23 protein-coding genes are annotated in these 23,256 nt (G+C 70.3%); all 23 read right to left on the reverse strand.

What is annotated here, in order from left to right; translation table 11 throughout:
* Positions 1–4: 4 nt before the first annotated feature.
* Complete coding sequence (locus ACIBO8_RS03505) at positions 5–1,054, reverse strand: sulfotransferase family protein (protein ID WP_396113477.1); 1,050 nt, start codon at positions 1,052–1,054, stop codon at positions 5–7.
* A gap of 71 nt (positions 1,055–1,125) precedes the next feature.
* Entirely contained in the window at positions 1,126–1,368 is a 243-nt protein-coding gene (locus tag ACIBO8_RS03510; RefSeq protein WP_396113478.1) for a hypothetical protein, read from the reverse strand.
* Positions 1,369–1,370: 2 nt separating this feature from the next.
* The gene (locus ACIBO8_RS03515; protein WP_396113479.1) at positions 1,371–2,909 is read right to left on the reverse strand and encodes a hypothetical protein; all 1,539 of its coding nucleotides are present in this window, start codon (positions 2,907–2,909) and stop codon (positions 1,371–1,373) included.
* Positions 2,899–4,944 carry a flagellar biosynthesis protein FlhA gene (locus tag ACIBO8_RS03520; protein WP_396113480.1) on the reverse strand — a complete coding sequence of 682 codons (2,046 nt, stop codon included), beginning with the start codon at positions 4,942–4,944 and terminating at the stop codon, positions 2,899–2,901. Before ACIBO8_RS03520 ends, ACIBO8_RS03515 begins: the two co-directional genes overlap by 11 nt.
* Before the next feature lie 69 nt (positions 4,945–5,013).
* Entirely contained in the window at positions 5,014–6,105 is a 1,092-nt protein-coding gene (locus ACIBO8_RS03525) for a flagellar biosynthesis protein FlhB (RefSeq protein WP_396113481.1), read from the reverse strand.
* A gap of 3 nt (positions 6,106–6,108) precedes the next feature.
* The gene (gene fliR / locus ACIBO8_RS03530; protein WP_396113482.1) at positions 6,109–6,876 is read right to left on the reverse strand and encodes a flagellar biosynthetic protein FliR; all 768 of its coding nucleotides are present in this window, start codon (positions 6,874–6,876) and stop codon (positions 6,109–6,111) included.
* Positions 6,873–7,679, reverse strand: a complete 807-nt coding sequence (fliP, locus tag ACIBO8_RS03535; RefSeq protein WP_396113483.1) for a flagellar type III secretion system pore protein FliP — start codon at positions 7,677–7,679, stop codon at positions 6,873–6,875. Before fliP ends, fliR begins: the two co-directional genes overlap by 4 nt.
* Before the next feature lie 34 nt (positions 7,680–7,713).
* Positions 7,714–8,148 (reverse strand): flagellar biosynthetic protein FliO, encoded by a 435-nt coding sequence (fliO, locus tag ACIBO8_RS03540; RefSeq protein ID WP_396113484.1) that lies wholly within the window; start codon positions 8,146–8,148, stop codon positions 7,714–7,716.
* Between the two features lie 2 nt (positions 8,149–8,150).
* On the reverse strand, positions 8,151–8,900 hold the full coding sequence (gene fliN, locus ACIBO8_RS03545; protein WP_396113485.1) for a flagellar motor switch protein FliN: 750 nt from the start codon (positions 8,898–8,900) through the stop codon (positions 8,151–8,153).
* Positions 8,897–9,820, reverse strand: a complete 924-nt coding sequence (locus ACIBO8_RS03550) for a flagellar motor switch protein FliM (RefSeq protein ID WP_396113486.1) — start codon at positions 9,818–9,820, stop codon at positions 8,897–8,899. Before ACIBO8_RS03550 ends, fliN begins: the two co-directional genes overlap by 4 nt.
* Positions 9,821–9,940: 120 nt before the next feature.
* The gene (gene fliL, locus ACIBO8_RS03555; RefSeq protein ID WP_396113487.1) at positions 9,941–10,408 is read right to left on the reverse strand and encodes a flagellar basal body-associated protein FliL; all 468 of its coding nucleotides are present in this window, start codon (positions 10,406–10,408) and stop codon (positions 9,941–9,943) included.
* A gap of 19 nt (positions 10,409–10,427) precedes the next feature.
* Positions 10,428–11,444: a flagellar motor protein MotB gene (locus ACIBO8_RS03560; protein ID WP_396113488.1), complete on the reverse strand. Its 1,017-nt coding sequence runs from the start codon at positions 11,442–11,444 to the stop codon at positions 10,428–10,430.
* Positions 11,445–11,446: 2 nt separating this feature from the next.
* The gene (locus tag ACIBO8_RS03565; RefSeq protein ID WP_396113489.1) at positions 11,447–12,238 is read right to left on the reverse strand and encodes a motility protein A; all 792 of its coding nucleotides are present in this window, start codon (positions 12,236–12,238) and stop codon (positions 11,447–11,449) included.
* The gene (locus ACIBO8_RS03570; RefSeq protein ID WP_396113490.1) at positions 12,238–12,525 is read right to left on the reverse strand and encodes a flagellar FlbD family protein; all 288 of its coding nucleotides are present in this window, start codon (positions 12,523–12,525) and stop codon (positions 12,238–12,240) included. Before ACIBO8_RS03570 ends, ACIBO8_RS03565 begins: the two co-directional genes overlap by 1 nt.
* A gap of 193 nt (positions 12,526–12,718) precedes the next feature.
* Positions 12,719–13,939 carry a flagellar hook protein FlgE gene (locus ACIBO8_RS03575; RefSeq protein ID WP_396113491.1) on the reverse strand — a complete coding sequence of 407 codons (1,221 nt, stop codon included), beginning with the start codon at positions 13,937–13,939 and terminating at the stop codon, positions 12,719–12,721.
* Between the two features lie 3 nt (positions 13,940–13,942).
* A complete protein-coding gene (locus tag ACIBO8_RS03580) occupies positions 13,943–14,464 on the reverse strand; it encodes a flagellar hook assembly protein FlgD (protein WP_396113492.1) in 522 nt (173 codons plus the stop codon).
* A 95-nt stretch (positions 14,465–14,559) separates the two neighbouring features.
* Positions 14,560–16,572 (reverse strand): flagellar hook-length control protein FliK, encoded by a 2,013-nt coding sequence (locus tag ACIBO8_RS03585; RefSeq protein WP_396113493.1) that lies wholly within the window; start codon positions 16,570–16,572, stop codon positions 14,560–14,562.
* A gap of 26 nt (positions 16,573–16,598) precedes the next feature.
* Entirely contained in the window at positions 16,599–17,564 is a 966-nt protein-coding gene (locus ACIBO8_RS03590) for a transglycosylase SLT domain-containing protein (protein ID WP_396113494.1), read from the reverse strand.
* Positions 17,561–18,262, reverse strand: coding sequence for a hypothetical protein (locus ACIBO8_RS03595; protein WP_396113495.1), 702 nt, complete (start codon positions 18,260–18,262; stop codon positions 17,561–17,563). Before ACIBO8_RS03595 ends, ACIBO8_RS03590 begins: the two co-directional genes overlap by 4 nt.
* A 366-nt stretch (positions 18,263–18,628) precedes the next feature.
* The gene (locus tag ACIBO8_RS03600) at positions 18,629–19,936 is read right to left on the reverse strand and encodes a FliI/YscN family ATPase (protein ID WP_396113496.1); all 1,308 of its coding nucleotides are present in this window, start codon (positions 19,934–19,936) and stop codon (positions 18,629–18,631) included.
* Positions 19,937–19,949: 13 nt separating this feature from the next.
* Positions 19,950–20,624 carry a FliH/SctL family protein gene (locus tag ACIBO8_RS03605; RefSeq protein ID WP_396113497.1) on the reverse strand — a complete coding sequence of 225 codons (675 nt, stop codon included), beginning with the start codon at positions 20,622–20,624 and terminating at the stop codon, positions 19,950–19,952.
* Entirely contained in the window at positions 20,608–21,633 is a 1,026-nt protein-coding gene (gene fliG / locus ACIBO8_RS03610; RefSeq protein ID WP_396113498.1) for a flagellar motor switch protein FliG, read from the reverse strand. The genes ACIBO8_RS03605 and fliG overlap by 17 nt, the downstream gene beginning before the upstream one ends.
* 24 nt (positions 21,634–21,657) lie before the next feature.
* Complete coding sequence (gene fliF / locus ACIBO8_RS03615; protein WP_396113499.1) at positions 21,658–23,256, reverse strand: flagellar basal-body MS-ring/collar protein FliF; 1,599 nt, start codon at positions 23,254–23,256, stop codon at positions 21,658–21,660.

Consider the following 23,256-nt stretch of genomic DNA (forward strand, 5'->3'; position numbering starts at 1 on the left):
CCGGTCAGGCCGGACCGGCGTCGATCCGGCGGTTCTTGTCGTCGGCTTGCGAGCCCGTGCGCTGGGCCAGGACCCCGGCCGGCAGGTGCGCGATGTCGGCGTCGCGGCGCAGGCGGCTGGCCGCCTTGCTGATGCCCCGGCGTGCGGGATAGAAGCGCTGGGGCACTGCCGTCCACCCGTAGCGGATCAGCTGTGCGGGCGCCGGCCGGCCCGCCCCCGACAGTTCGTAGCCGTTCGCGACGAGGCGGCTGCCCAGGGCTGCCTCGCAGAGCGCGATCTCCTCCGCCGTCAGCCGGGTCTGCCAGCTCTGCACCCGCTGGGTGGTGACCGGCTTGTGCGTACGCGCGTGCCACGTCTTGAACGACGGCACGGCGACCTGCGCGACCGCCGAGGGCTCGGCCATCGCCGCGTGGTAGTCCTCACCGAGGTACGCGCACAGCTGGGTGAGCTCGGACCCAGGGTCGGCCACCAGGTCCTCGTAGCGCAGCTCGTACCACTGCGAACCGTCCAGCCTGCGCGCCGCGCGACGGGCGTCGTCAACCGCCCGTTCCCATGCGGCCACCGTGGCGTAGATGTCCTTGCGGTGCCAGGACATCTCCTTCAGCGACGCGACGCAGTCACGCCCGTCCCGGACGATGTTGATGAACTGGGCGTCCGGGAAGAGCCGCAGCAGGATGTCGATGTTGTGCAGGTACGCCGGCCGCTTGTCGCCCCAGCGCGGCTTGCCGAAGCGGGCCGCGTACCCCTGGAAGATCGCGCCGAGCACCGAGCCCAGCGTGCCTTCCGCGGCGACGATGCGCTCGACGGTCTCCTCCGGGTCGAGGCCGAGGTCGCAGAAGCGGGTCTCGACCCGGTCCACGATGCGCCGGGCCAGTGCGCGCCGGTTCTCCGGCAGCCGCAGGTCGCCGAACTCGCGGCGCTCCCGGTAGGCGGCCAGCACGAACCGGGTCTCCGGCGGGATCGCGATCCGGGGATGGGCGTGCAGCATGAGCTGCAGCATCGTGGTGCCCGAGCGTGGGCACCCGACGACGATGATCGGACGGTCAGTGGGCACCGTTCACCTCCGGTGGGCAGTCGCTCACCGGAGGTAACATACTGGCAAAACAGGCAATTGTTAAAGAAGTGTCAAGGCGTGTCGGAACCGGCCTCCCGGTTGTCCGGGGTCGGCGTGACCGGCGTCCCCGGCTGCGCGGCCCGGCCGTACCCGGCCGTGATGAAGCGCAGGCCGGCGAGCAGTATCGCGGCGATCGGCACGGCGATGAGGAACCGGATCAGCACCTCGGTGATGTCGATCTCGTCGAGCACGTAGCGATACAGCGCCGGCGCGCTCATCAGCAGCGCGAACAGCAGGACGGAGGGCCGGATCACGGTCAGCCCCGGCGGGCCGGCCGGCGAGGCAGGGCGGCCATGGGTACGACGTCCGCGGCGATCCGCGCGCAGAGCAGCGCCGCCCAGGAGTGCGGCGTAGCCGGCTTGCCGTCGAGGGAGTAGATCGGCGCATCCAGGCCCAGCACGGTGGCCGGGTCCGACGTGATGTCGACGTTGTGCACCACCAGCGCCTCGACGTCACCCAGCGCCCGCAGGTGCCGGGCGGTGTCCGCGGTCTTGCGGGTGGCGTCCACGACCGCCCACACCGCCGTTGCCCCGAGCGCGTCGCACATGTCGTTCACCCAGATCGGGTCCGTACGCCCCACCGCCGCGTCGACGATCACGATCCACGCGTGGTCGGCGCTCTGCAGCTTCTCGGCCTTGGTGGCGGCGGCCGGCGGGTCGCCGAGGACCCGGGAGGAGTGCATGCCCGTCCCGGCGGCGGTCGGCCCGCCCAGCAGCAGGTGGGCCTGGTCGAGTCCGGCCTGCTCGCACAGCTGCCGGCCGATCGGCAGGGCGTGGTCGAGGTCGCCCGCGAGCACCAGGATCTCGCCCGGCGCGTCCGGCACCGCGGGCGCGGACGGCCGGGAGGCCACCACGCTGAGCACCCCCGCGTACGTGTCGCCGCCCATGATCTGCGCGGCCATCTCCTCCGGCATGCCGACCCGCATGAGGTTCTGCTGCACGGTGTCGAAGTGGTGCGGCCGGATGGGCGCCGGCGGCGCGGAGGTCACGTGCGCCACGGTCGGCGGCCCGGACGTGGGCCCGAGGCCGAGACCGCCGAGCGACTCGGCCAGCGAGGTCGGTGCGGGTGCCGGCGACGTCGGCGCGATGCCGTACGCCGCGGCCGCGGTGCGCGGCGGGGCCGGACTCTGCGCGGCACGGTTCGCCGCCGCGCTGGTCGGGAACGGCGGGGCGTCGTTCACCCCGAGGCCGCCCATCAGCTCCGCCAGCGACGGTACGGGCGGCAGCGGGCGTACCGGGCCGGGCGCCGCCCCGGTCGTGCCGGCGTTCACCGGTGAGCCGGTGGCCTGCGCCGGGCGGAACGGCCGCACCGTCGGGCTCTCCGGCCGCTCCGGCTCGCCGTCCTGCGGCCGCGGCGACGGCCGGTTGTACGCCTCCGCCCGGTCCAGGTTGGCCATGAGCTCGGCGAACGCGGAGCTCGGGTCGGACAGGCCACGACCCGCGGGCATACCCGTTTCCAGTCCCCGGCCGGCGACCGCGGCGTCGATGTCGCCCATCCCCGCGTCCCGTCCGGCGACCCGGTCACCGGGCGTGATCCGGTCCCGCGACTCGGCCCGGGCCAGCAGCTGCTCCAGCGTCTGCGGGCCGTCGTCGGCGGGCAGGGGCCGCCGGGGCGGTGCGTCGTTGCGCTCGTCGGGGTCGGGGACCTCGACGGAAAGCTCGTAGTGTTGCTTGGCGAAGAACCCGCCGAAGCCCCCGGTCCGGACCTTGTCCGCCGAGATGATCCGCACCGAGGAGCCGTACTCGTCGCGCACCTGCGCCAGCAACGGCTCGATGGCCGGACCCTCAAGCAGCACCCGCGTAGGCACCGTTCACCACCCCCATGGTTTCTATCTGTGCGGTGGAACCTGAGATTTCCGAGTAGGACAGCACCTGCACCCGGCGTGAGCCGGCGCGCAGGAGACGCATGAGCGGCAGCCGCAGCTGCGGGGAGCACGCCAGGACCGGGGTGATGCCGGCCTGCTCGGCCGCCTCCACGAGCTGCCCGGCCTCGGTCACGATGGCCTCGGCGCGCATCCCGTCGATCGCCATGAACGCGCCGGTCTCGCTCGGCCGCAGCGACTCGAGCAGGCTCTGCTCGAGCATCGGCTCGAGGGTGATCACGGTGAGGCGGCCGTTGGCGGCGTACTGGGCGGCGATGGCCGGGCCCAGCGCGGCGCGCGCGGCATCGACCAGGCCGTCGTGGTCGACGGAGACCTTGGCGCGCAGCGACAGCGACTCGAAGATCCGGACGAGGTCGCGGATCGGTACGCCCTCGTCGAGCAGCGCCTGCAGGACCCGCTGGATCTGGCCGAGGCTGAGCAGGGACGGGGTGAGCTCCTCGACCACCACCGGGTGCGTGCGCTTGACCATCTCGGTCAGCGACCGCACGTCCTCGCGGCCGAGCAGGCGGCTGGCGTTCTGCCGGACGATCTCGGCGAGGTGGGTGATGATCACCGAGGCGCGGTCGACCACGGTCGCGCCGGAGAGCTCGGCCTGGTAGTGCAGTTCCGCCGGCACCCACTTGCCGGCCAGGCCGAAGACCGGCTCGACGCCGGCCCGTCCGGGCAGCGCCTGCAGGCCGTCGCCGATCGCGAGGACGGTCCCGGGAGGGGCCTGGCCGGCGCCGGCGTCGACCCCGGAGATGCGGATCGCGTACGACGACAGCGGCAGGTCCAGGTCGTCCCGGGTGCGTACGGGCGGCATGATGATGCCCAGCTCGAGGGCCATCTTGCGGCGCAGCGCCCGGACCCGGTCGAGCAGGTCGCCGCCGTTGGTGTCGACCAGGTCCACCAGGTCGGGCGAGAGCGCCAGCTCCAGCGGGTCCACGCGCATCTCGCCGAGCAGCTGCTCGGGGGAGTCCGGGGCGGGCCGCTCCGCCTCGCCGGCGGCGGCCTCCACCTCGGCCTCGGGCTCCGGGTCCTTCATCCGCTGGGCGATGAACATCGTCGTCGCGCCGATGATCAGGAACGGCACCTTCGGCAGGCCGGGGATGACGCAGAGGCCCAGGGCGGCGCCGCCGGCGATGCGCAGCGCCAGCTTGTTCTGCCCCAGCTGGGCGGTGACGCTGCTGCCCATGTCGCCGGAGGTCGCCGAGCGGGTGGTGATCAGACCGGTGGACACGGACAGCAGCAGCGCGGGGATCTGCGACACCAGGCCGTCGCCGACGGTCAGCAGGCTGTACTGATTCATCGCGTCCGCGGGGGAGAGGCCCTGCTGGAGGATGCCGACGGCGAAGCCGCCGACCAGGTTGATGACGGTGATTATGATCGCGGCGATGGCGTCGCCCTTGACGAACTTCGAGCCACCGTCCATGGCGCCGTAGAAGTCGGCCTCCGCGGCCACCTCGGCCCGGCGTACCTTCGCCTGGGCCTCGTTGATGAGGCCGGCGTTGAGGTCGGCGTCGATCGCCATCTGCTTGCCCGGCATGGCGTCGAGGGTGAAGCGGGCGCCGACCTCGGCGACGCGCTCGGCACCCTTGGTGACGACGACCATCTGCACGATGATCAGGATCAGGAAGATCACGAGGCCGATGACGAGCGAGCCGCCGACGACGAAGTCGCCGAACGCGTGAATGACCTTGCCGGCGTCGCCGTCGCGCAGCACCAGCCGGGTCGCGCTGATGTTGAGGGCCAGCCGGAACAGCGTCATGACCAGCAGCAGGGCCGGGAAGACCGAGAAGTCCAGGGGCTTCTGGACGAACATCGAGACCAGCAGGATCAGCAGGGCGCCGGTGATGTTCGTGGCGATCAGCAGGTCGAGCAGGAAGGTCGGCAGCGGCACGACCATCATGACGATGATGCCGATGACCCCGACGGGTACGGCGAATCTGCTCAGCTTCAGGTTCCCCACGGCCCCCCTTTCACCTGCTGATGGTCCCGCAGGGACGGCCGTGATGTGAGGAAAACTCCCAGATTATGACTAAGCGGCCGCCGGGGTGGGGTTCGGGTTGCGATGCACACCTGCGGCTGAACCACGAGACTTCAGGCTCATCACGAAGGCCAACACCTTCGCCACCGCCCCGTAGAACTCGGCGGGGATCTCCTGCCCCACCTCCACGCTCTTCTCCAGGGCCCGGGCCAGCGGTACGTCCTGCACCATCGGGATGCGGTGCTCGGTGGCCAGTTCGCGGATCTTCTGGGCGAGCGCGCCCTGGCCCTTGGCGAGGACGCGCGGCGCGCCCTTCTCCGGGTCGTAGCGCAGGGCCACCGCCACGTGCGTCGGGTTGACCAGCACCACGTCCGCGGTCGGCACGTCGGCCATCTGCCGGTTGCGGGCCATCGCCATCTGCTTGGCCCGGATGTGACCCTTGACGTGCGGGTCGCCCTCGCTGTTCTTGTACTCCTGCTTGACCTCCTCCTTCGTCATCCGCAGCTGCTTGTTGGTGCGGCGGCGTACGACGAAGTAGTCGGCGGCGGCCATGACGATGCCGGCGATGGACGCGGCCCGGATCAGGGCGATGGCCGCGTCGGTCACCACCCCGAGCAGCGAGCCGATCTGGAGGCGCCCGGCGGTCATCAGCAGCGGGACGATGTCCTTCATCGTCATGTAGAGCACGCCGCCCAGCACGCCGGTCTTGATCAGCGCCTTGGTGGCCTCCCAGAGCGCCTGCGGCCCGAGCATCTTCTTGATGCCGGGCAGCGGGTTGAGCCGGTTGAACTTCGGGATGAAGAGCTTGGTCGCGACCCGGATGCCGCCCTGCGCGCCCGCGGCCGCGATACCGACCGCCATCATCGTCAGCGCGAGCGGCAGCACCGCCCAGACCGCGCTCATCAGGCCGTCCTTCAGGATGCCGAGCGCGATCTGCGGGTCCGGGTCGGCGATGACGTCCGGGATCTTGGCCATCAGATCCTGGGAGTGGCTCATCGTGGACTTCAGGGTCCGCGGCAGCATGATGCTCGCGGCCAGCATCCCGAACCAGGCGCCGACGTCCTGGCTGCGCCCGATCTGGCCTTCCTGCTTGGCCTTCTTGAGTTTCTGCGCTGTGGGTTGTTCGGTCTTCTCACCGGACACGGCTCACCCCCCGCCGCTGAGGTGGACGACCGCGCTGACCGCCTTGTCGATCAGGCCGTCCAGGGCCCGGGGCAGGATGGCGATCGCCGTACCGGACAGGGTCAGCACCAGGAAGATCTTCGCCGGGAAGCCCAGCTGGAACGCGTTGAGCGCGGGAGCGACCCGGTTGAGCAGGCCGAACGCGACATCGGTGAGAAACAGGACGGCGATCAGCGGCCCGGCGATCTGGATCGCGGCGATGAACATCTCGCCGATGCCCTGGGTCAGCAGCCGATTGAAGGTCGCCATGGAGAAGCTGGCGTCCAGCGGCATCGTCTTGTACGACTCCATGAACCCGCGCAGCACCAGCTGGTGGCCGTCGCTCGCGAACAGCAGGGTCGCCGCGACGAGGTTGTAGAAGCGGCCGAAGATCGAGCTCTGGTTCTGCGACAGCGGGTCGTACGCGGTGGCCAGGGTGAAACCGCCGAAGACGTCGATCATGTCGCCCGCCGCCTGGATCGCGGAGAAGAACAGGTACGTGATGAAGCCCAGCGCCGCCCCCACGAAGATCTGCAGGGCGCCGGCCGCGATGATCGCCGAGGTCTCGATGGACGGCACGCTCGAGGACAGGTACGGCGCCATCGGCAGCGCGATCCCCACCGACAGCAGCACCTTGATCTGGCTGGGGATGAGTCGTGAGTTGAACGGCGGGCAGAGCCACAGCCACGCCCCGGCCCGCGCCGCCCCGAGAAAGATCGCGATCAGCTGGGAGATGGCGAGGTCGTAGTTCACCGGTACGAACCCACGAGCGCGGTGATGATCAGCCCCCAGCCGTTGACCAGCACGAACAGAAGCAGCTTGAACGGCATCGCGACGGTTACCGGCGGTAACATCATCATGCCGAGCGACATCAGCGATGCGGAGACCACCATGTCGATGATGAGGAACGGGATGAAGATGACGAAGCCGATGATGAAGGCCGCCCGCAGCTCGGACAGGACGAACGAGGGGATCAGCGTGGTCAGCTCCACGTCGTCCTTGGTCGCCGGCTTCGGCTGCCCGGACACCTTGATCAGCAGGGCCAGCTCGTCCTCGCGGGTGTTCTTGAGCATGAACTGGCGCAGCGGCGCCACGCCGTCGCGGAAGGCCTGCGACTGGGTCTTGTCGCCGGCCAGGTAGGGCTGCACGCCCTGCTCGTTCACCTGGCTCAGCACCGGCGCCATGATGAACAGGCTGATGAACAGCGCCAGCCCGGCGAGCACCTGGTTCGGCGGCATGCTGGTCAGCCCCAGCGCGTTGCGGGTCACCCCGAGCACCATGAAGACCTTGGTGAAGCACGTGCACAGCAGCAGCACCGCCGGAGCCACCGACAGCAGGGTCAGGCCCAGCACGATGACCAGTGACGAGGCCGGTTTGCTGCCGTCGGGGTTCGTACCGTTGATGTTGAAGTTGATCGAGCCACCACTGGGCTTGACGGTCGGTGCCACCGGTGGGGTCGGACCCGGAGCCCGCGGCACTTCGTAGTGCACGACCGCGGCCGGCGCGGGCGCGGGCGCGGCCTCTGCCGCCGCTGCCGGCAGCAGAGCGCCGAACATCAGAAACAGAATCGCGAATGTACGCCGCCACATGTCAGCGCCTCGTCGTCCGGTCGCGCAGGAAGTCGATGGTCGACGTCCAGGTCCGCGGGGAGAGGATCGAGCCCTCGAGGCGGCCGCCGTGGTGCGGCAGCACCGTCGGATGGGCCGGCGGCAGCACGTCGTCCGGCTGCACGGCCACCGGGTCGCGCTTCAGGGAGATCCCGTGCGGTTCGTGGGCGAAGGCGTCCAGCTCGGTCTCGCCGAGCAGGCTGACCTGGTTGTCGGTGACCCCGAGGATCAGCGCCCGGTCCGCCACCTGGACGACCGCCACCGACGAACCGCGGCTGAGCGACTGCCGGTTGAGGACCGAGAGGTTGCCCGACCCGCGCCTGCCGAGCCCGCCCCGGCGGGCGACCCGGGCCAGTCCCCACATCAGGCCGAAGACGACCAGCAGGGAGAAGCCGATGCGCAGGACGAGCTCGAACACGGCTACTCCCGTTCGCTGCCGGGAGTGACGATCTCCGTGATCCGGATGCCGAAGTTCTCGTCGATGACCACGACCTCGCCCCGGGCGATCAGCCGGCCGTTGACCAGCAGGTCGGCCGGGCTGCCGGCGGCACGGTCGAGCTCGACGATCGCGCCCGGGATCAGCGAGAGCAACTCCCGCACGCTCATCCGGGTGCGGCCCAGCTCGGCCGACACCTCCATCTCGACGTCGTGGAGCATGTCCAGGCCGCCGCGCATCGGGACCGGGGCCGATTCGTCGCGCCGCGCCATCCCGCCGGCCGGGGCACCGGGCCACGGGGTGAGCGTGAGCGCCAGTACCGCCCGGATGTCCCCGCCGTCCAGCAGCGGCATGGCGACCGCGCCTTCCTTGGCGGCGATCGCGCTGAGCGCCACCGAGGGTTCCATGAGCTGACCGGGATCGAGGACGACCGGACCGAAGGCGCGGGCGGCGGCCTCCAGCGCGGGGCGTACGGCGGCGGTCAGGTCCAGCTCGCCGAGCGGGCTCTCCTTCAGTGCGTCGGCCAGGTCCTGCCCCACCACGACGACCACCTCGCCGGTGGCCGCACCGCTGAACTTCGCGGTGATCGCCTGGCCCGAGGTCAGCATGTCGGCGGTCGCCGCGACCGGCGCGCCGACCATCAGCTCCCGGCTCGTGGGGAGCACCGCCAGGGCCGCCTCCGCGGCGGTACGGACCAGCGCGAGCTGCGGCTCGGTGATCGTGGGAGCGGTCATCGACGTTCTTCCTCCTTGGGTGGCGGCACGACGAGACAGGCGAGCCGGGCACCCTGGTTACCGGGGACGGCATGTGCGAAAACGGTCTCGTTGACGGTCACCTCGAGCGGCACGCTGGTCGGGTGCCCCAGCGGCACGACGTCACCGGGGCGTAGATCCACGATGTCATCGGTACGCATCCGGATGGGCTGGAATCGGACAGCTACGTCAATCGGCGCCGCGGAAAGTCCGACCGTGAGGTTGCGCAGGGAGGTCGCCCGGACCTGCCGCTCGGCCGGCGTGAGCTCGATCGTGTCCTGCCGCTCCAGCACCGGCAGGATCGTGTTGAAGGGCAGGCAGATGCTGGCCACGCACTCCTCGGTGCCGATCTTCATCTCGAAGGAGGCGATCACCACCGCGTCGCCGGGCTGGTGTGCGCGCAGGAACTGGGCGTTGTACTCGATCTCGCGCAGGTTCGGCTGGATGTCGATCAGCGATTCGAAGCCGTACCGCAGTTCGCCCAGCATCCGCTCCAGCAAGCCGCGCAGCAGCGGCATCTCGACCTCGGTCAAGGGGCGTTCCGGCTGGGGGCCGCCCGGTCCGCCGAGCATGTGGTCGATAGCGGTCATCACCGCCGAGGAGGCCATTTCCAGCAGCACCGTGCCGGGCAGCGGGTCGAGCGACACGACCGCGATCACGGTGGGGTTGCCCAGCGAGCTGACGTACTCGTCATAGGTCAGCTGCTCGATCGAGATGAGCGAGACGCTGCTGACGGTCCGCAGCCGCGTGGTCAGCAGGGTGCCGCAGCTGCGGGCGAACGTCTCGAAGGAGATCTGCAGCGTCCGGACGTGCTCCCGGGACAGCTTGATCGGCTTGCGGAAGTCGTACGCCGTGGGTCCCGTGCCCCCGCCACGGCGGGACATCTTTCGGGTCGGAGACATGGTCACGTCGTCCTCATCGGCTCGGTTGCGCAGCCGCTGAGCCGTGGGGAGTGCTTTGCCCCCGGATATGCGCGATGGGCGGATCCGCACGCTGCGGACCCGCCCACCGGAATAGCTGTGTTATTGCGTGACGAACGAGGTGAAGTAGAGCCCCATCACCAGGTGCTTGCCGTCGACGTTGTACGCCTTCTCGATCTTGTCGAGCAGCTCCGCCTTGGCCGACTCGCGGCCCTTCTCGGTCTCCAGCTCGCCGATCGCCATGCCGGTGTACTGGTCGATCGCCAGGTTGAGCGCCTCGGAGGTGTCGATCTCCTCCTCGCCGGCCTCCTCCGTCATCTGCAGGGCGAAGCCCATCTTCAGGTAGTGACCGCCGGCCAGGTTGATCGTGAGCGGGTTCTCGATCGCCACGACCACGCCCTTGACGGGCGCCTTCGCCTCGGCCGGGTCGCCCTTGAGGAACATGAACCAGGCTCCCGCGCCGCCGCCGCCGAGCAGCACGACGGCGAGCACGATGATCATGAGCAGCTTCTTGGACTTCTTCTTCGGCGCCTCCGCCGCGCCGTCCTTCTTGTCGTCGTCCTTCGCCATCGGAACTCCTCCTGTCGTCTTAGTCGGTAGTGGTGGTCGGGTTGGATCCGGTGCTTGATTCGGTCGTGGCGGCCTTGGCCTTAGCGTTGGCCTCCGCCGTCGTCTCGCCGGTGTGCAGCTTGGCGTCCGCGCCGGCGGCGGCCGGGACCAGCGCCGCCTGCTCCGCGTTGAGCGTGGTCAGGACGACGACGTCCACCCGGCGGTTCATCGTGACGGACCGCGGGTCTTTCGGGTCGATGAGCGGCTTGGTGTCGGAGAAGCCGACCGCGCTCATCCGGTCCTTCGCGAGGCCGTGACCGACCAGGTAGCGCACCGTCGTCGACGCGCGGGCGGCGGACAGCTCCCACCCGCTCGGGTAGTACGTCACGGCCGCCTTGAGCTGGTTGGTGTTGCCGTCGACCTCGATGTTGTTGGGCAGCTTGGCGAGCGTCGGCGCGATCGCGTTCAGGATCGTCCGGCCGCCCTGCTTGAGCTCGGCGCGGTTGCCGGCGAAGACCACCTCGTTGGTGACGATGGTGACCACCAGGCCGCGCTCGTTGATGGTGAACTTGACCTGGTTGAGCAGCTTCGCCTTGGCCAGCGCGTCGGCGATCCGGTGCTCGATCTCCTTGAGGTTCTCGGCCTCCTTGGTCGCCGCCTTCGCGTTGGCCGAGGCCTGCTTGCGGTCCTCGGCCTGCACCGCGCGGGCCACGGCCGCCTTCTGCTCCTTGGTCATGTTCTCGGTGCCGTCGCCGCCCTCGCCCGGGTTGACCCCCGGGTCGATCGGGACGACGGTGGTGGCCTGGCCCGCGCCGTCGAGGTTCGCCTGGCTGCCCTGGAACGCCGCGCTGGACGCACCGAAGCCCTCGGACAGGCCGGCGGCCAGCTCGGCGAACTTCGCCTTGTCGATGTTGCTCATGCTGTACAGCACCACGAACAGCACGAAGAGAAGCGTGAGCATGTCGGCGTACGACACGAGCCAGCGCTCGTGGTTGACGTGCTCCTCGTGCTCCTCGTGACCGCCCTTCTTGCGGCGCGGTCCTCCCCCGGAACTCATGACTACGCGGCCTTCTTGTTCGCGGCGGCGGCCTCGGCGGCCCGGGCGGCGTCCGGCGGCAGCAGGCTGCGCAGCTTCTGCGCGACCAGGCGCGGGTTCGAGCCGGCCTGGATGGCCAGCACGCCGTCGATGACCAGCTCCATCTCCTCGGCCTCGATGCCGGACAGCCGGCCGAGGCGAGCCGCTAGCGGCAGCCAGATCACGTTGGCGCTGAGCACGCCCCACAGCGTGGCGACGAACGCCGCGGAGATGGAGTGACCGAGCGACTCGGGCTTGTTCAGGTTCTCGAGCACGTGGACGAGACCCATGACCGTGCCGATGATGCCGATGGTCGGGGCGTAGCCGCCCATGTTCTCGATGATCTTCGTGCCGGCCTTGTCGGCCTTCTTCTTCGCGGCGACCTCGGCGTGGAGGATGTCGTGCAGCTCCTCCGGGTCCGTACCGTCGATCGCGAGCTGCAGGCCGCGCTTCAGGAACGGGTGCTCGACCGTCTTGACCGCGTCCTCGAGGGCCAGCAGGCCCTCCCGGCGCGCACGCTCGGCAAGCTTGACGATGTCGTCGACAAGCTTGTTCGGCGGCGTCACCTTGGCCAGGAACGCCTTCTGGAGCAGCTTGCCGACACCGATCGCGTCCTTCATCACGCCGCCGGCCATGCCGGCCATGAACGCGCCGCCGAACACCAGCAGCATCGAGGGGATCAGGATGATGGAGGCGGGGCTGCCGCCCTCCAGGATCTGCACGGTGAAGACGATCACCAGGGCGACGACTACACCAATGATGGTGGCGAGGTCCATCAGCGGTCCTTCCGGTGCAGCGGCAGCACGGTCGCAGAGGTCTGCGGCGCCTGCTCGTCCTCGGTCTGGGTCAGGTAGGCCGGCTCGGCCTCGATGCGACTCGCCTGGGCGATGAGCGAGGCGCGGTAGTGGCGCACCGAGTCGATGAACTCGGGCACGGATTCGGCGATGACGTACTTGGTGCCGTCCACCAGCGTGATGACCGTGTCGGGCGTGCAGTCGGCACGCTCGACCAGATCCGGGTTGAGGGCGAAAACGGCTCCGTTGAGGCGGGTTACGAGGATCACGACTTCCGTCCTTGGGGCGTCATAGCGGCTGGTGGGGCCATCCGTGGCCCGTTACTTGACCATTCGGCGGAGCAGCGGTTGCTGATGAGCGCGCTCCGGTCTCTTTACGGGTGCTAAGGACCGGGCTCGGCCGGACATGAAGAAGCCGGGGCGGACCGCGAGGCCCGTCCCGGCTTCCACCGGCGTACGGCTGTCAGCGCTTGAGGTTGACGAGTTCCTGGAGGATTTCGTCCGAGGTGGTGATGATCCGGCTGTTCGCCTGGAAACCGCGCTGGGCGATGACCAGGTTGGTGAACTCCTGCGCCAGGTCGACGTTCGACATCTCCAGCGCGCCGCTGGTGATGAGGCCGAGACCGGCCGTGCCGGCGGCGCCGACCTGGGCCAGACCCGAGTTCACGGTGCTGCGGAACATCGAGTCACCGGTTTTTTCGAGGCCGTTGACGTTGTTGAAGTTCGCCAGGGCCAGCTGGCCGAGGGTCTGCTTGAGGCCGTTGGAGAACACGCCGACGATCTGCCCGGTGTTCGACACGGTGTACGAGCTCAGGATGCCCGCCGCCGAACCGTCCGACGCGCTCACGCGGGCCTCGGTGTTGCCCGCGTACGTGGTGAGGTCGTGGATGTCGATGTCCAGGCCGTTCATGTTGATTTTGCCGGTGTCCACACCGCCGACGATCGTGCCCTGCGCCCTGCCGCCGGGGAACTGGATCGTCTGCGGCGTGACCGCGGGGGCCACCTTCGGCATGCTGATCTCCCACTGCTCGACACCGCCACCGGTCGGCGCCAGCTTGGTGAGGACCACCTCCAGCGTGCCCGACTGCCCGTTGGCGTCGATCGTGGGAATCGGGATCGTCTTGGCGCTGGTGGCGCCGACGGCAGCCTCGAAGGAGAGGTTGCCGGTCAGGGTGAACGCAGTGGTGGCCACCGGCGCGAGGCTGATGCCGATCGGCAGCTTGATGTCGTCCGGCGCGCCGGCCGTGTTGACCACGCCCTTGGTGTCGGCGCTCCAGCCCTGCACGATCTGGCCGTTCGGGGTGGTCAGCGAGCCGTTGGCGTCGAACGTGAACGAGCCGGCGCGGGTGTAGAGCGACTCACCGCCGCTCTTGGCGATGAAGAAGCCGTCACCCTGGATCATCATGTCGCCGGACTTGCCGGTGGTCTGCGCGGCGCCCTGGCTGAAGTTCGCGTTGATGCTCGCCGTACGCACACCGAGACCGACCTGTGCCGGGTTGGTACCACCCGAGCCGTTCTGCGGGGCACCGGCGGCGTTGACCATCTGCGACAGCGTGTCCTGGAAGACCGTCTGGCTCGACTTGTAACCAGTCGTGTTGACGTTCGCGATGTTGTTGCCGGTCACGTCCATCATCTGCTGGTGCGCGCGCAGGCCACTGATGCCGGAGAAAAGGGAACGCAGCATAGGTCAGTTTTCCTTCGTGGTAGCGGAATCGGAGGCGGTGTTCGTGGTAGCGGTCTGTCCGGTGCCGGCCGCGGGCTGCGCGACCGCCGTCTGCTGGACTTCCGTGACCTTGGACAGCTGCACATCCATGTTCCCGACCACGAGCGTCGGTTCGCTGTCTCCGTTGAGCTTCGTCCGGGTGACGACGCCCGTCTGGCTGACGCCGTTGGCGTCCTGGTACGTGACCGTGCGGCCGACCAGCGCGCTCGCGCCGATCAACTGCTGGGCCTGCATCATGTCGGCGATCTGGCCGAGCTTCTCGACCTGGGTGAACTGGGCGGTCTGGGCCAGGAACTGGGTGGAGTCCGCCGGGTTCGAGGGGTCCTGGTACTTGAGCTGAGCCACCAGCAGCTTCAGGAAGGTGTCCTGGTCGCCCATCGACTTGCTGCCCGCGTCGATCTTGGTCTTGTTCGTGTACATCGACGTCGAGCCGGCCTTCTTGTCGTCGTACGCGTTGCTCACGAAACCGTTGATCGGGGAAGTCATGCGATCGGTCCTCCTGAACCTTCGTTGGTGACCCTCGCACTCAGGTTCGGCGGACTCGCGGATTCACTTAGCCCCAATTTTGCGGGTTTCGGAGCTTAAGCCTGGACGTCCAAACGGCTGTTGCCCGAGGTGCGGGAAGGGACCGGTGGTGCGGTCTCGGCCGGTGCGGCGGCCGGATTGTTTCCGGTACGCCCGTTGCCCCCGTTCCCGCCGCCGCCGTTCCCGCCACCGTTGTTCATGAAGGCGAACTGTTGCCGCGCCTGGTCCTGGCCCGTGCCCTGCCGAAGATCCAGCGTCGTGTTGCCGAAACCGGACTGCTGCAACTCCCGCCGCAGGTCGTCCATCGCGTCCCGCAGCGACTCGTGCCCGGCCTCGGTCGAGCTGGCCAGCTGCACGTTGATCTCGCCGTTGCGGATCTCCGCGATGATCTGCACCGGGCCGAGGTCGACCGGGTGCAGGTTGACGGTGAGCCGGTGCACGCCGTCGGCATCCAGCCGCAGGGGCGTGATGCGCGTGGCCAGCTGCATGGCGACGGGTCCGGGCAGCGGAGGCGCGGCGGGCGGGGCGGCGGCCACCGGGGCTGCCGGTGCCGCGGGTGCCGCCGGGCCGGCCGGGGCGATCCCGGCGACGGCCGGGGGCATGTCCTGGCCGGGCGGGGCCGTCGGGTTCTGGCTCGCCGGGGGAGTAAAAGCCCCGGTGCCGGCGCCCTGGCCGCCCGTGCCCGTGTCGGCCGCATCCCCGCCGGTCTGCGCGCCCGTGCCGGTCGCTGCCTGGTCGGTGGTGGCGGGAGCGGAATCCGGTCCGGCCGCGGGTGCATCGGTGCGGTCCACCTTCGTCGTCGCGCCCGCCTCTGTGGCACCGGTTGCGGCCGTGGCCGCTGAGTCTGCCGATGCTGCTGTGGCGGCGTTCGGTGTCGCCGAGTCGGTGCCGGCCGCGGCCGCTGCCGGTGCCGCGTCGGCTGTGGGGGCCGCCGGCTGGGTTCCGGGCTGGGTCATGGCGGGCGTCGACGCCGGGTCCAGGCCGGTCGCGGCCGTACCGGACGGCGTGGCACCCTCCGGCATGGCCGGTGCCTGGCTTGCGGCAGTGGTCGGCGAGGTGGTGGGCGGAAGCTGTCCGGCCGGTGCGCCGGTGACCGTCGGCTGAGGCGCGGCTTCGGCCGGGGTGGGCGTGGCCTTGGCCTGCGCCTGTGCCGTGCCGTCCATCGGGAGCGGGACGCCGGGCGCCGCAGCGGCTGCCTCGGCTCCGCTTGCTACCTGTGGTCCGGTCGGGGCCTGAGCGGCGGTAGGGGCCTGCGCCGCGGCTGCGACCGGTGCTCCGGTGGCGGCTTGCGCCGGAGTCGTGGCTTGCGCCGCGGTCGCCGCCTGCGCGGCAGCCGCCGAGGGGACCGGTGCGGCGGGTACGCCGGCAGTCGCCCCGGTTACGGCCGCCGCCTGGCCGGACGGTGCCGCGGTGGCGGGCGTGCCCGCTGGCGGTACGGCCGTCGTCGCACCGGCGACGAGGAAAGCCGGGTTCACGGGTGTCGCAGGGGTCGCCGCCGGCGCCTGTCCCTCATCGGTGACCGGGGCGGCCTCGGTGTCCTGCGCCGATGCGGTGTCCTCCGACGGGCTCTCCACGTCCGTGGGGCGGGCGGTCTCCGGCCTCGCACCGTTGGCACGGCCGGTCTTCGGCCGGGACGTGTCCGGACGACCGACCTCCGGCCGCGCATCGTCGGCACGTCCGCTCTCCGGCCGTTGTCCTTCGGGGCGGGAACCTTCGGGGCGCTGTCCCTCGGGGCGGCTGCTCTCCGGACGGCTCGTCTCCGGACGGCCGGCTGCGGGCCGCTGGGCGGTCGTACGCCGGGCGGCGGCCCGGGCCTGCGACAGACGCTGCTGCTCGGCGAAACGGTCGCGGTTCTCGCGCTCGCGGTTCCCGGCGGTACGGCTGTCCAGCGCGCGCTCGCGTGCTGCCGAGGCGCTGTTCCGGGTGCGGTCCTCGGGGGCGCGGTCGAGCTCGGCGGACAGGGCGGAGCCGAACGCCTCGCCGCCGTCGCCGGAGCCGGAGCCGGAGCCGGAGCGGCGCCCGGCGTCGACCGCCGGTTTGCGGTCGGGGCCGGTGACGGAGCTGGTCATGGGTGCCTCCTCGTCGCCGAGCCGCCTCAGCCGAGGGCGGCCAGGGCCTTCTGAACCTTCGGCACGTACGCCTGGGTCTCGGCGAACGGCGGGATGCCGCCGTACTTGTGCACGTTGCCGCCGCCCGCGTTGTACGCCGCGAGCGCCAGCGGCAGCGACTTGAACTCCTTCAGGTGGCTGGAGAGCAGCTTCGCGGCACCGTTGATGGCCTGCTGCGGGTCGAACGCGTTGTGCACGCCGAGGCCGCGGGCGGTCGCCGGCATGAGCTGCATGAGCCCCTGCGCGCCCACCTTGCTGACCGCCTTCGGGTTGTAGCCGGACTCGACCTTGGCGACCGCGGCGAGCAGCTTCGGCGAGACGCCGTACTTGGCGCCGGCCTTCATGAACATGTCCGCGTACGGGACACCCGCGAGCGACGAGCCGTTCTGCAGGCTGGCCGGGCGCACGGCGGCGGCACCAGCGGTCCCGGCCGCTGCGGCGGTGGCGTCCGCGCTGCCGACCACGCGGCGGATGTGCGTCGGGGTCTCGTACACCGACTCGATCTTGACGTGGTCGCCGGGCTTCGGCGCCGCGATCATCTTGTTGTTGCCGAGGTAGATGGCGACGTGGTCGACGGGCGAGTCGAAGGCGAGGATGTCACCCGGCTTGGCGTCGGCGAGGCTGTCCACCTTCGTGCCGACCCGCGCCTGCTCCCCCGACGTGCGGGGCAGGTCGATACCGAGATCCTTGTACGCCCGCTGCACCAGCGCGGAGCAGTCGAGGCCCTTCGCCGGGTCGGTGCTGCCGAAGACGTACTTGGTGCCCAGGTACTTCTTGGCGGCGTCGACCACCGCCTTCCCCGTGACGCCCGGCGAGCCGGTGCTGGTGGCGTCGGCGAGAGCGCTTGCGAACGATGTGCCGGAAGTGGCGGTGGCGCCGGAGGTGGCAGGGGTGACTCCCAGTTGCGACTGCAGCTCGGAGATGCGGGACAGAACACCCTGAACACCCATCATGCGCGGCTCCCGTGGTCGTCGTCGGCGTTGCCTTCGTGACTGTGTTCGGCGGGTTCCGGGGAGCGCTTAGCGGCAAGCGACAACTGGGCGCGGGTGGCCTCGATGACCTGCCGGGCGTCCGAGAGCTCGATCATCGGGCGCTGGGCGGCGACGGAGTTCGCGGTCTCGCGCGCGGCGTCCTCACGCGCGGCGGCGGACCGCCGGCGATCGGCGACCGTGCCGGCGCCGGTCCGCAGCGAACTGGCCCGTTCCTCCGTGGTCGCGTCGACGCCCCGGGCGGCGTTACGGGCCTTCGTCGTCACCGCGATCTCGTCCAGGGCCACCTGTTCCACGGCCAGGTCGTGCTTGCGTACGGTCTCCGCGTGGCGCTCGGCGAGCATCTCGACCGCCCGCCGGCGCCGCGCGGCAATCGCCAGCTCGGCCTCCTTGTCGCGGGTACGTTCCTCGGCGTCGACGACCATCCGGTGCGCGCCGGACAGGGTGGCGGCCATGGACTGCCGGGCGACCATCGAGGCGACCATGGCCCGCGCGGTGCCCTCGCTCGGCGCGTCCGCCCCGGCCAGCTCCAGCTGCCGCCGCTTGACCATCGCCTGCGCATCCCGGATCTCCTGCCGGGACTGGATCACGGCACCCCGCGCAGCATCCTCCTGAGCCTTACGGGCGCGCAGCACGGGGCCGAGCCGGAACAGGCGATTCACGGGACCTCCCAAGAGAACTCTCACTGGTCCGGTCGGCCTCTGCCGGAGACCGCTGAGCGCCTGCACCCGACCTGCACCCGGCACTCCGCCGACGAATCGATCAAATGCCATCTGGCCGGTGTCGTTTTTAAAGATCGAGGGGACAAAGGGGTCACGGTCGGCGTCCGTGACGGTGCGACCTTCGTGATCTCCGTCTGGCATGTGCTGCTGGGGATGGAGCCCGTCGAGCTGCCGAGCGAGGATGAACAGCTCTCTCGGGCTTCCGGCACGTAGCGGATATGAAAGCCCTGGGTTTTCATCCCGACGCGGATCAGGACGACCCGAGCAGGTGGCGCAGGCCGTGAGCTGTGCGCGTACCGGAAAGGGTCAGGAATTGGCGATCAGCTGGCGCAATTGCGCCCAGGCCTGCTCGGCGGTGACCTTCTCGTCGAGGCCCTGCCGGAGGAAGGCGGTGATCTGCGGCCAGATCGCCGTCGCCCGGTCCGCGTCAGGGTTGGTGCCGGGCACGTAGGCGCCGATCTCGACCAGCTCGCGGATCTCACGGTGGGCGGCCATCATGCGGCGGAGTTCGGTCGCGTCGCTGCGCTGTTCCGGGGTGGTGATCTTGTTGGCCACGCGGGAGATGGAGTCGAGGGCCTGGATGCTCGGGAAGTGCCCGGCCGTGGCCAGCTTGCGGTCCAGGACGATGTGGCCGTCGAGGATCGAGCGGGCGGCGTCGGCGATCGGTTCGTTGTGGTCGTCGCCCTCGACCAGGACCGTGTAGAGGCCGGTGATGCTGCCGCGCGCGCCCGGGCCGGCTCGTTCCAGCAGCGATGCCAGCATGGCGAAGACCGATGGGGGATAGCCGCGGGTGGCGGGGGGTTCGCCGACGGAGAGGCCGACCTCGCGCTGGGCCATCGCCGCGCGGGTGACGCTGTCCATCAGCATGAGAACGTCCTGGCCTTCGTCGCGGAAGTATTCGGCGATGCGGGTCGCGACGAGCGGGGCCCGGAGCCGGACCAGGGGCGGGGTGTCCGACGTGGCGATCACCACCACCGAGCGGGCCAGGCCCTCGGGGCCCAGGTCGTGCTCGATGAACTCGCGGACCTCGCGGCCGCGCTCGCCGACCAGGGCAACGACGTTCAGTTCCGCGGTGGTGCCGCGGGTGATCATGGACATCAGGGTGCTCTTGCCGACGCCGGAGCCGGCGAAGATGCCGATGCGCTGGCCGCGGCCGCACGGTACGAGGGTGTCGAGGACCCGTACGCCCAGCGGCATCGGGGCGTCCACGAGCTGGCGTTCCATGGCGGAGGGTGGGGCCGCGTCGATGCCGACCAGGTCGCCGTTCAGCGGCGGGCCGCCGTCCATGGGCCGGCCCAGCCCGTCCAGGATGCGGCCGCGCAGGTCGGGGCCGACCGAGATGCGCAGCGGGCCGCCGGTCGACACGACCGGGCTGCCGGTGCCGAGACCCGCGATGGGCCCGAGCGGCAGGCAGGAGAGGCGATCGCCGTCGAGGGCGGCCACCTCCGCGTAGACGACCTCGTCGCCCTCGCCGATCTGGAGCAGGTCGCCGACCCGCGCGTCCACGCCGCCGACCGTCACCCGCAGGCCGACGGCGCCGGTCACCTTGCCTCGGGTGAGCGGCTGCGCGGCGGTGACAGCGGCGTTGATGCGGTTGCGGAAGACATCGATCACCGGCGGCGACTCCTCATAGTCGGAGAGCCTCTTTCGCTCTGGCGACGGCAGCGGCGATGGAGGCGTCCACCGTGGTCATACCGGTTTCCGCCACGGCGTCGCCCGGTTGCAACGCGGGGTCGGGGCGCAGGTGCACCGGCCGACCCTCGTAGTTGTAGTCGGCGTCGGTTGCCGTGCCGACCAGATTGCGGAAATCGTCGGGATGCAGGCTCACCACGATGTCGCCCTGTGCCGGGGAGGCGTTCATGGCACGCCGCAGGGCGGTCGCGGCCCGGCCCACGGGGTCGTTCATCTCCCGGCCGATGATCGCCTCGGCAAGCACGAAGGCCTGCGCCATCACGGCTTCTTGCAGCTCATGCAGGGTCGGCATGAGCTGCTCCTCCAGGTTGGTGACGGCCCGGCCGAGCGCGTTGACGGCCTGCGCGAGCGCGGCTGCCCGCCGCTGCTCGTGCGCCTGCTCCCGGGCCCGGGCCCGCTCGAGGGCCGCCTCCGCTTCCTGCGCGGCGGCCCGCTGGCCCTGTGCCCACCCTTCCGCATAGCCGGCGGTACGGGCCTCCTGCTTCGCCCGCTCCACCGGGGCGCTGTCCATGGGTACGCCCTTGCGCAGATCCACGCCGAAGCGGGCGGCGGTGGCGGACTCGGCCACCGAGCCGCGCAGGACCGCCCGTTCCTCAGGCGATGAGCTCATCGGCCTCGCCACCACGCTGGATCTCGATCTGGCCGGAGTCCTCGAGCGAGCGGATCACCGCGACGATCTTCGTCTGCGCCTCCTCGACCATGCGGACCTTGACCGGGCCCATCAGGTCCATCTCCTCGAGCAGGTTCTCCCGGCCGCGCTCGGACAGGTTGCCGGTGACCTTGTTGCGGACCTCGTCGTTGACGCCCTTGAGCGCGGTGGCGAGGTCGGACGGCTCGACCTGGCGCAGCACCAGCTGCACCGAGCGGTCGTCGAGGGTGACGATGTCCTCGAACATGAACATCCGCCGGCGGATCTCCTCGGCGATCTCCGGGCTGCGGGCCTCCAGCGCCTCGAGGATGAGCCGCTCGGTGGTGCGGTCGGCACGGTTGATGATGTCGACCAGGGGCCCGAGGCCGCCGACCGTCGACAGCTCGTCGGGCTGGAGCACGGTGGAGAGCTTGCGCTGCAGAGCCAGTTCCACCTGGCGGATCACGTCCGGCGAGGTGCGGTCCATGACCGCGATCCGGTGCGCCACGTCGGACTGCACCTCGGGCGCGAGGCCGGACAGGATCGAGGACGCCAGCGCCGACGGGATGTGCGCCAGCACCAGCGCGATCGTCTGCGGGTGCTCGTACTGCACGTACGACAGCAGCTGCCGGGGGTCGGCGTGGCTGAGGAAGTTGAACGGCATGTCGGTCATCGACGCCTGCAGCCGGTCGAGGATCAGCGCCGCCCGTTCGGAGCCGAGCGACGCCTCGAGCAGCTCACGCGCGTACGCCATGCCGCCCGCACCGGCGTGCTTGGTCGTCGCCATCGCGTAGAACTCGTCGATGACGTCGCCCACGACCTCGGGTTCCAGCTTGCCCAGCCGGGCGATCTCGGCCGAGAGCTCCTCGACCTCGTTCTCCCTCATGTTGGCCAGCACCCGGCTCGAATACTCCTTGCCCATCCGTACCAGGAGGATGGCGGCCTTGCGCAGGCCGGTCATCGACGTCGTGCTCAGTGCTGGTGTGGACAACGGGGTTCCTCCTTGAACCGGGTGTCAGCGGCCGGCGCCCAGCCAGCCCCGGAGCAGCGTCGCCATCTCCTCGGGCTGGTCCTGGACCATCTGCTCGATCTCGCGCTGGCGCTCCTCGAGCGCCTCGTGGATGTGGTTGGCGGCCTCGATGGCCGGCGACGGGATCGCGGCGTTCAGCTCGGCCAGGCGCTGCGCCTCCAGGGCGGCCTGCATGTCCTCGAGGTGCTTGAGCTCGGCCGGGGTCAGCGCCTTGCGCTTCTTCTGCTTCCGGCTCCATCGCCAGGCGAGGAAGATCAGGAAGAGGACCGCCAGGGCCATCGCCGCCGTCTTGATGAGCGAGGTCTGCTTCGCCGTCTTCTCCGCGGCCGAGGACGCGGCCAGGGCGTCCTTCGCGGCGGTGGCGGCGCTGGTGTCGAACGCCATCGCGCTGACCGCGACGGTGTCGCCGCGGGTCGGGTCGATGCCGGCCGCCGCGCTCACGAGCTGCTGCACGTCGGCCTGGTTGACCGCGCCGGCGGTGGTGGCGTCGAGCAGGACGGCGACGTTGAGCCGCTTGATGCCGCCCGGAGCGCTCTTGCGCGCCTCGGTGGTCTTGTTGACCGCGTTGTTGCGGACGGTGTTGCTGTTCTCGTACTGGCCGGTGCCCGTGGTGCCGGCGGCGTTCGGCGCCTGGATGTTGTCCGGGCCCAGGACGCCGCCCGTACCCGTGCCGTTGCCGTTGTAGGCCTCGCGGCTGATGCTCTCCGACAGCGCGGCCACGTTCGGGTCCGAGGTGTACGTCTCGGTGGTGGTCTGCGTCTGGTCGTAGTCCAGCTCGGCGGTGGTGGTGACCACGGCGTGACCGGGACCGACGACCGCGTCGAGCATGTTCTGCAGCGACGAGTTGAGGCGGTTCTGGAACGCGACGGTCTGGGAGTCCGCGCCGCTGTCCCCGCCGGTGGCCACGGCCTGTCCGCCGCCCGTCGAGAGGATCTTGCCGTCGGCGCCGGCCACGGTGACGTTGGTCGGGTCCAGGCCCTCCACGCTCGAGGCGACCAGGTGCACGATGGCCTGCACGGTCTGCGTCGACAGCGGCTTGTTGGGCGACGACTGCACCAGTACGGAGGCGGTGGTCTTGCTGGTGTCGTCGGCGAAGACGTCCTTCTGGGGGATGACGAGGTTGACGGTGGCCGCCTCGACGCCGTCGATCGACTTGATGGTGTTGGCCAGCTCGCCCTGCAGGGCCCGCTGGTAGTTCGTGTGCTGCATGAAGTCGCTGGTGGTGATCCCCTGCTGGTCGAGCAGGGCGTAGCCGGTGTCCGACTCCCCGGGCAGGCCCTCGCCGGACAGCTGCAGGCGCAGGTCGTACACCTGGTCCTGGGGCACCATGATCGTGGTGCCGCCGTTGGCCAGCTCGTACGGCGTGCTGGACTTCTGCAGCGACTCGACGATCGCGCTCGCGTCCTTGCTCGACAGGTTGCTGAACAGGGGGGAGTAGGACGGCGTGGAGGCCCAGGTGGCGAAGAAGTAGCCGCCGATCGCAAGGGCGATCACGGCTGCGATCGTGACGGCCTTCTGTCCCGGGGTGAAGGACTTGAAGGCGTCGCCGACCTTGCGTACGGGCGCGGGGAGACGGTCCGTCAT

Origin of the sequence: Actinoplanes sp. NPDC049681, assembly GCF_044465265.1 — a bacterium.
Lineage (GTDB): Bacteria > Actinomycetota > Actinomycetes > Mycobacteriales > Micromonosporaceae > Actinoplanes.

Coding starts and splice junctions, on each gene's coding strand:
- fliP (WP_396113483.1), bottom strand. CDS start 7,679: ATGTTCGGCGCTCTGCTGCCGGCAGCGGCGGCAGAGGCCGCGCCCGCG.
- fliN (WP_396113485.1), bottom strand. CDS start 8,900: ATGACCGCTCCCACGATCACCGAGCCGCAGCTCGCGCTGGTCCGTACC.
- ACIBO8_RS03550 (WP_396113486.1), bottom strand. CDS start 9,820: ATGTCTCCGACCCGAAAGATGTCCCGCCGTGGCGGGGGCACGGGACCC.
- fliL (WP_396113487.1), bottom strand. CDS start 10,408: ATGGCGAAGGACGACGACAAGAAGGACGGCGCGGCGGAGGCGCCGAAG.
- ACIBO8_RS03560 (WP_396113488.1), bottom strand. CDS start 11,444: ATGAGTTCCGGGGGAGGACCGCGCCGCAAGAAGGGCGGTCACGAGGAG.
- ACIBO8_RS03565 (WP_396113489.1), bottom strand. CDS start 12,238: ATGGACCTCGCCACCATCATTGGTGTAGTCGTCGCCCTGGTGATCGTC.
- ACIBO8_RS03575 (WP_396113491.1), bottom strand. CDS start 13,939: ATGCTGCGTTCCCTTTTCTCCGGCATCAGTGGCCTGCGCGCGCACCAG.
- ACIBO8_RS03580 (WP_396113492.1), bottom strand. CDS start 14,464: ATGACTTCCCCGATCAACGGTTTCGTGAGCAACGCGTACGACGACAAG.
- ACIBO8_RS03585 (WP_396113493.1), bottom strand. CDS start 16,572: ATGACCAGCTCCGTCACCGGCCCCGACCGCAAACCGGCGGTCGACGCC.
- ACIBO8_RS03590 (WP_396113494.1), bottom strand. CDS start 17,564: ATGATGGGTGTTCAGGGTGTTCTGTCCCGCATCTCCGAGCTGCAGTCG.
- ACIBO8_RS03605 (WP_396113497.1), bottom strand. CDS start 20,624: ATGAGCTCATCGCCTGAGGAACGGGCGGTCCTGCGCGGCTCGGTGGCC.
- fliF (WP_396113499.1), bottom strand. CDS start 23,256: ATGACGGACCGTCTCCCCGCGCCCGTACGCAAGGTCGGCGACGCCTTC.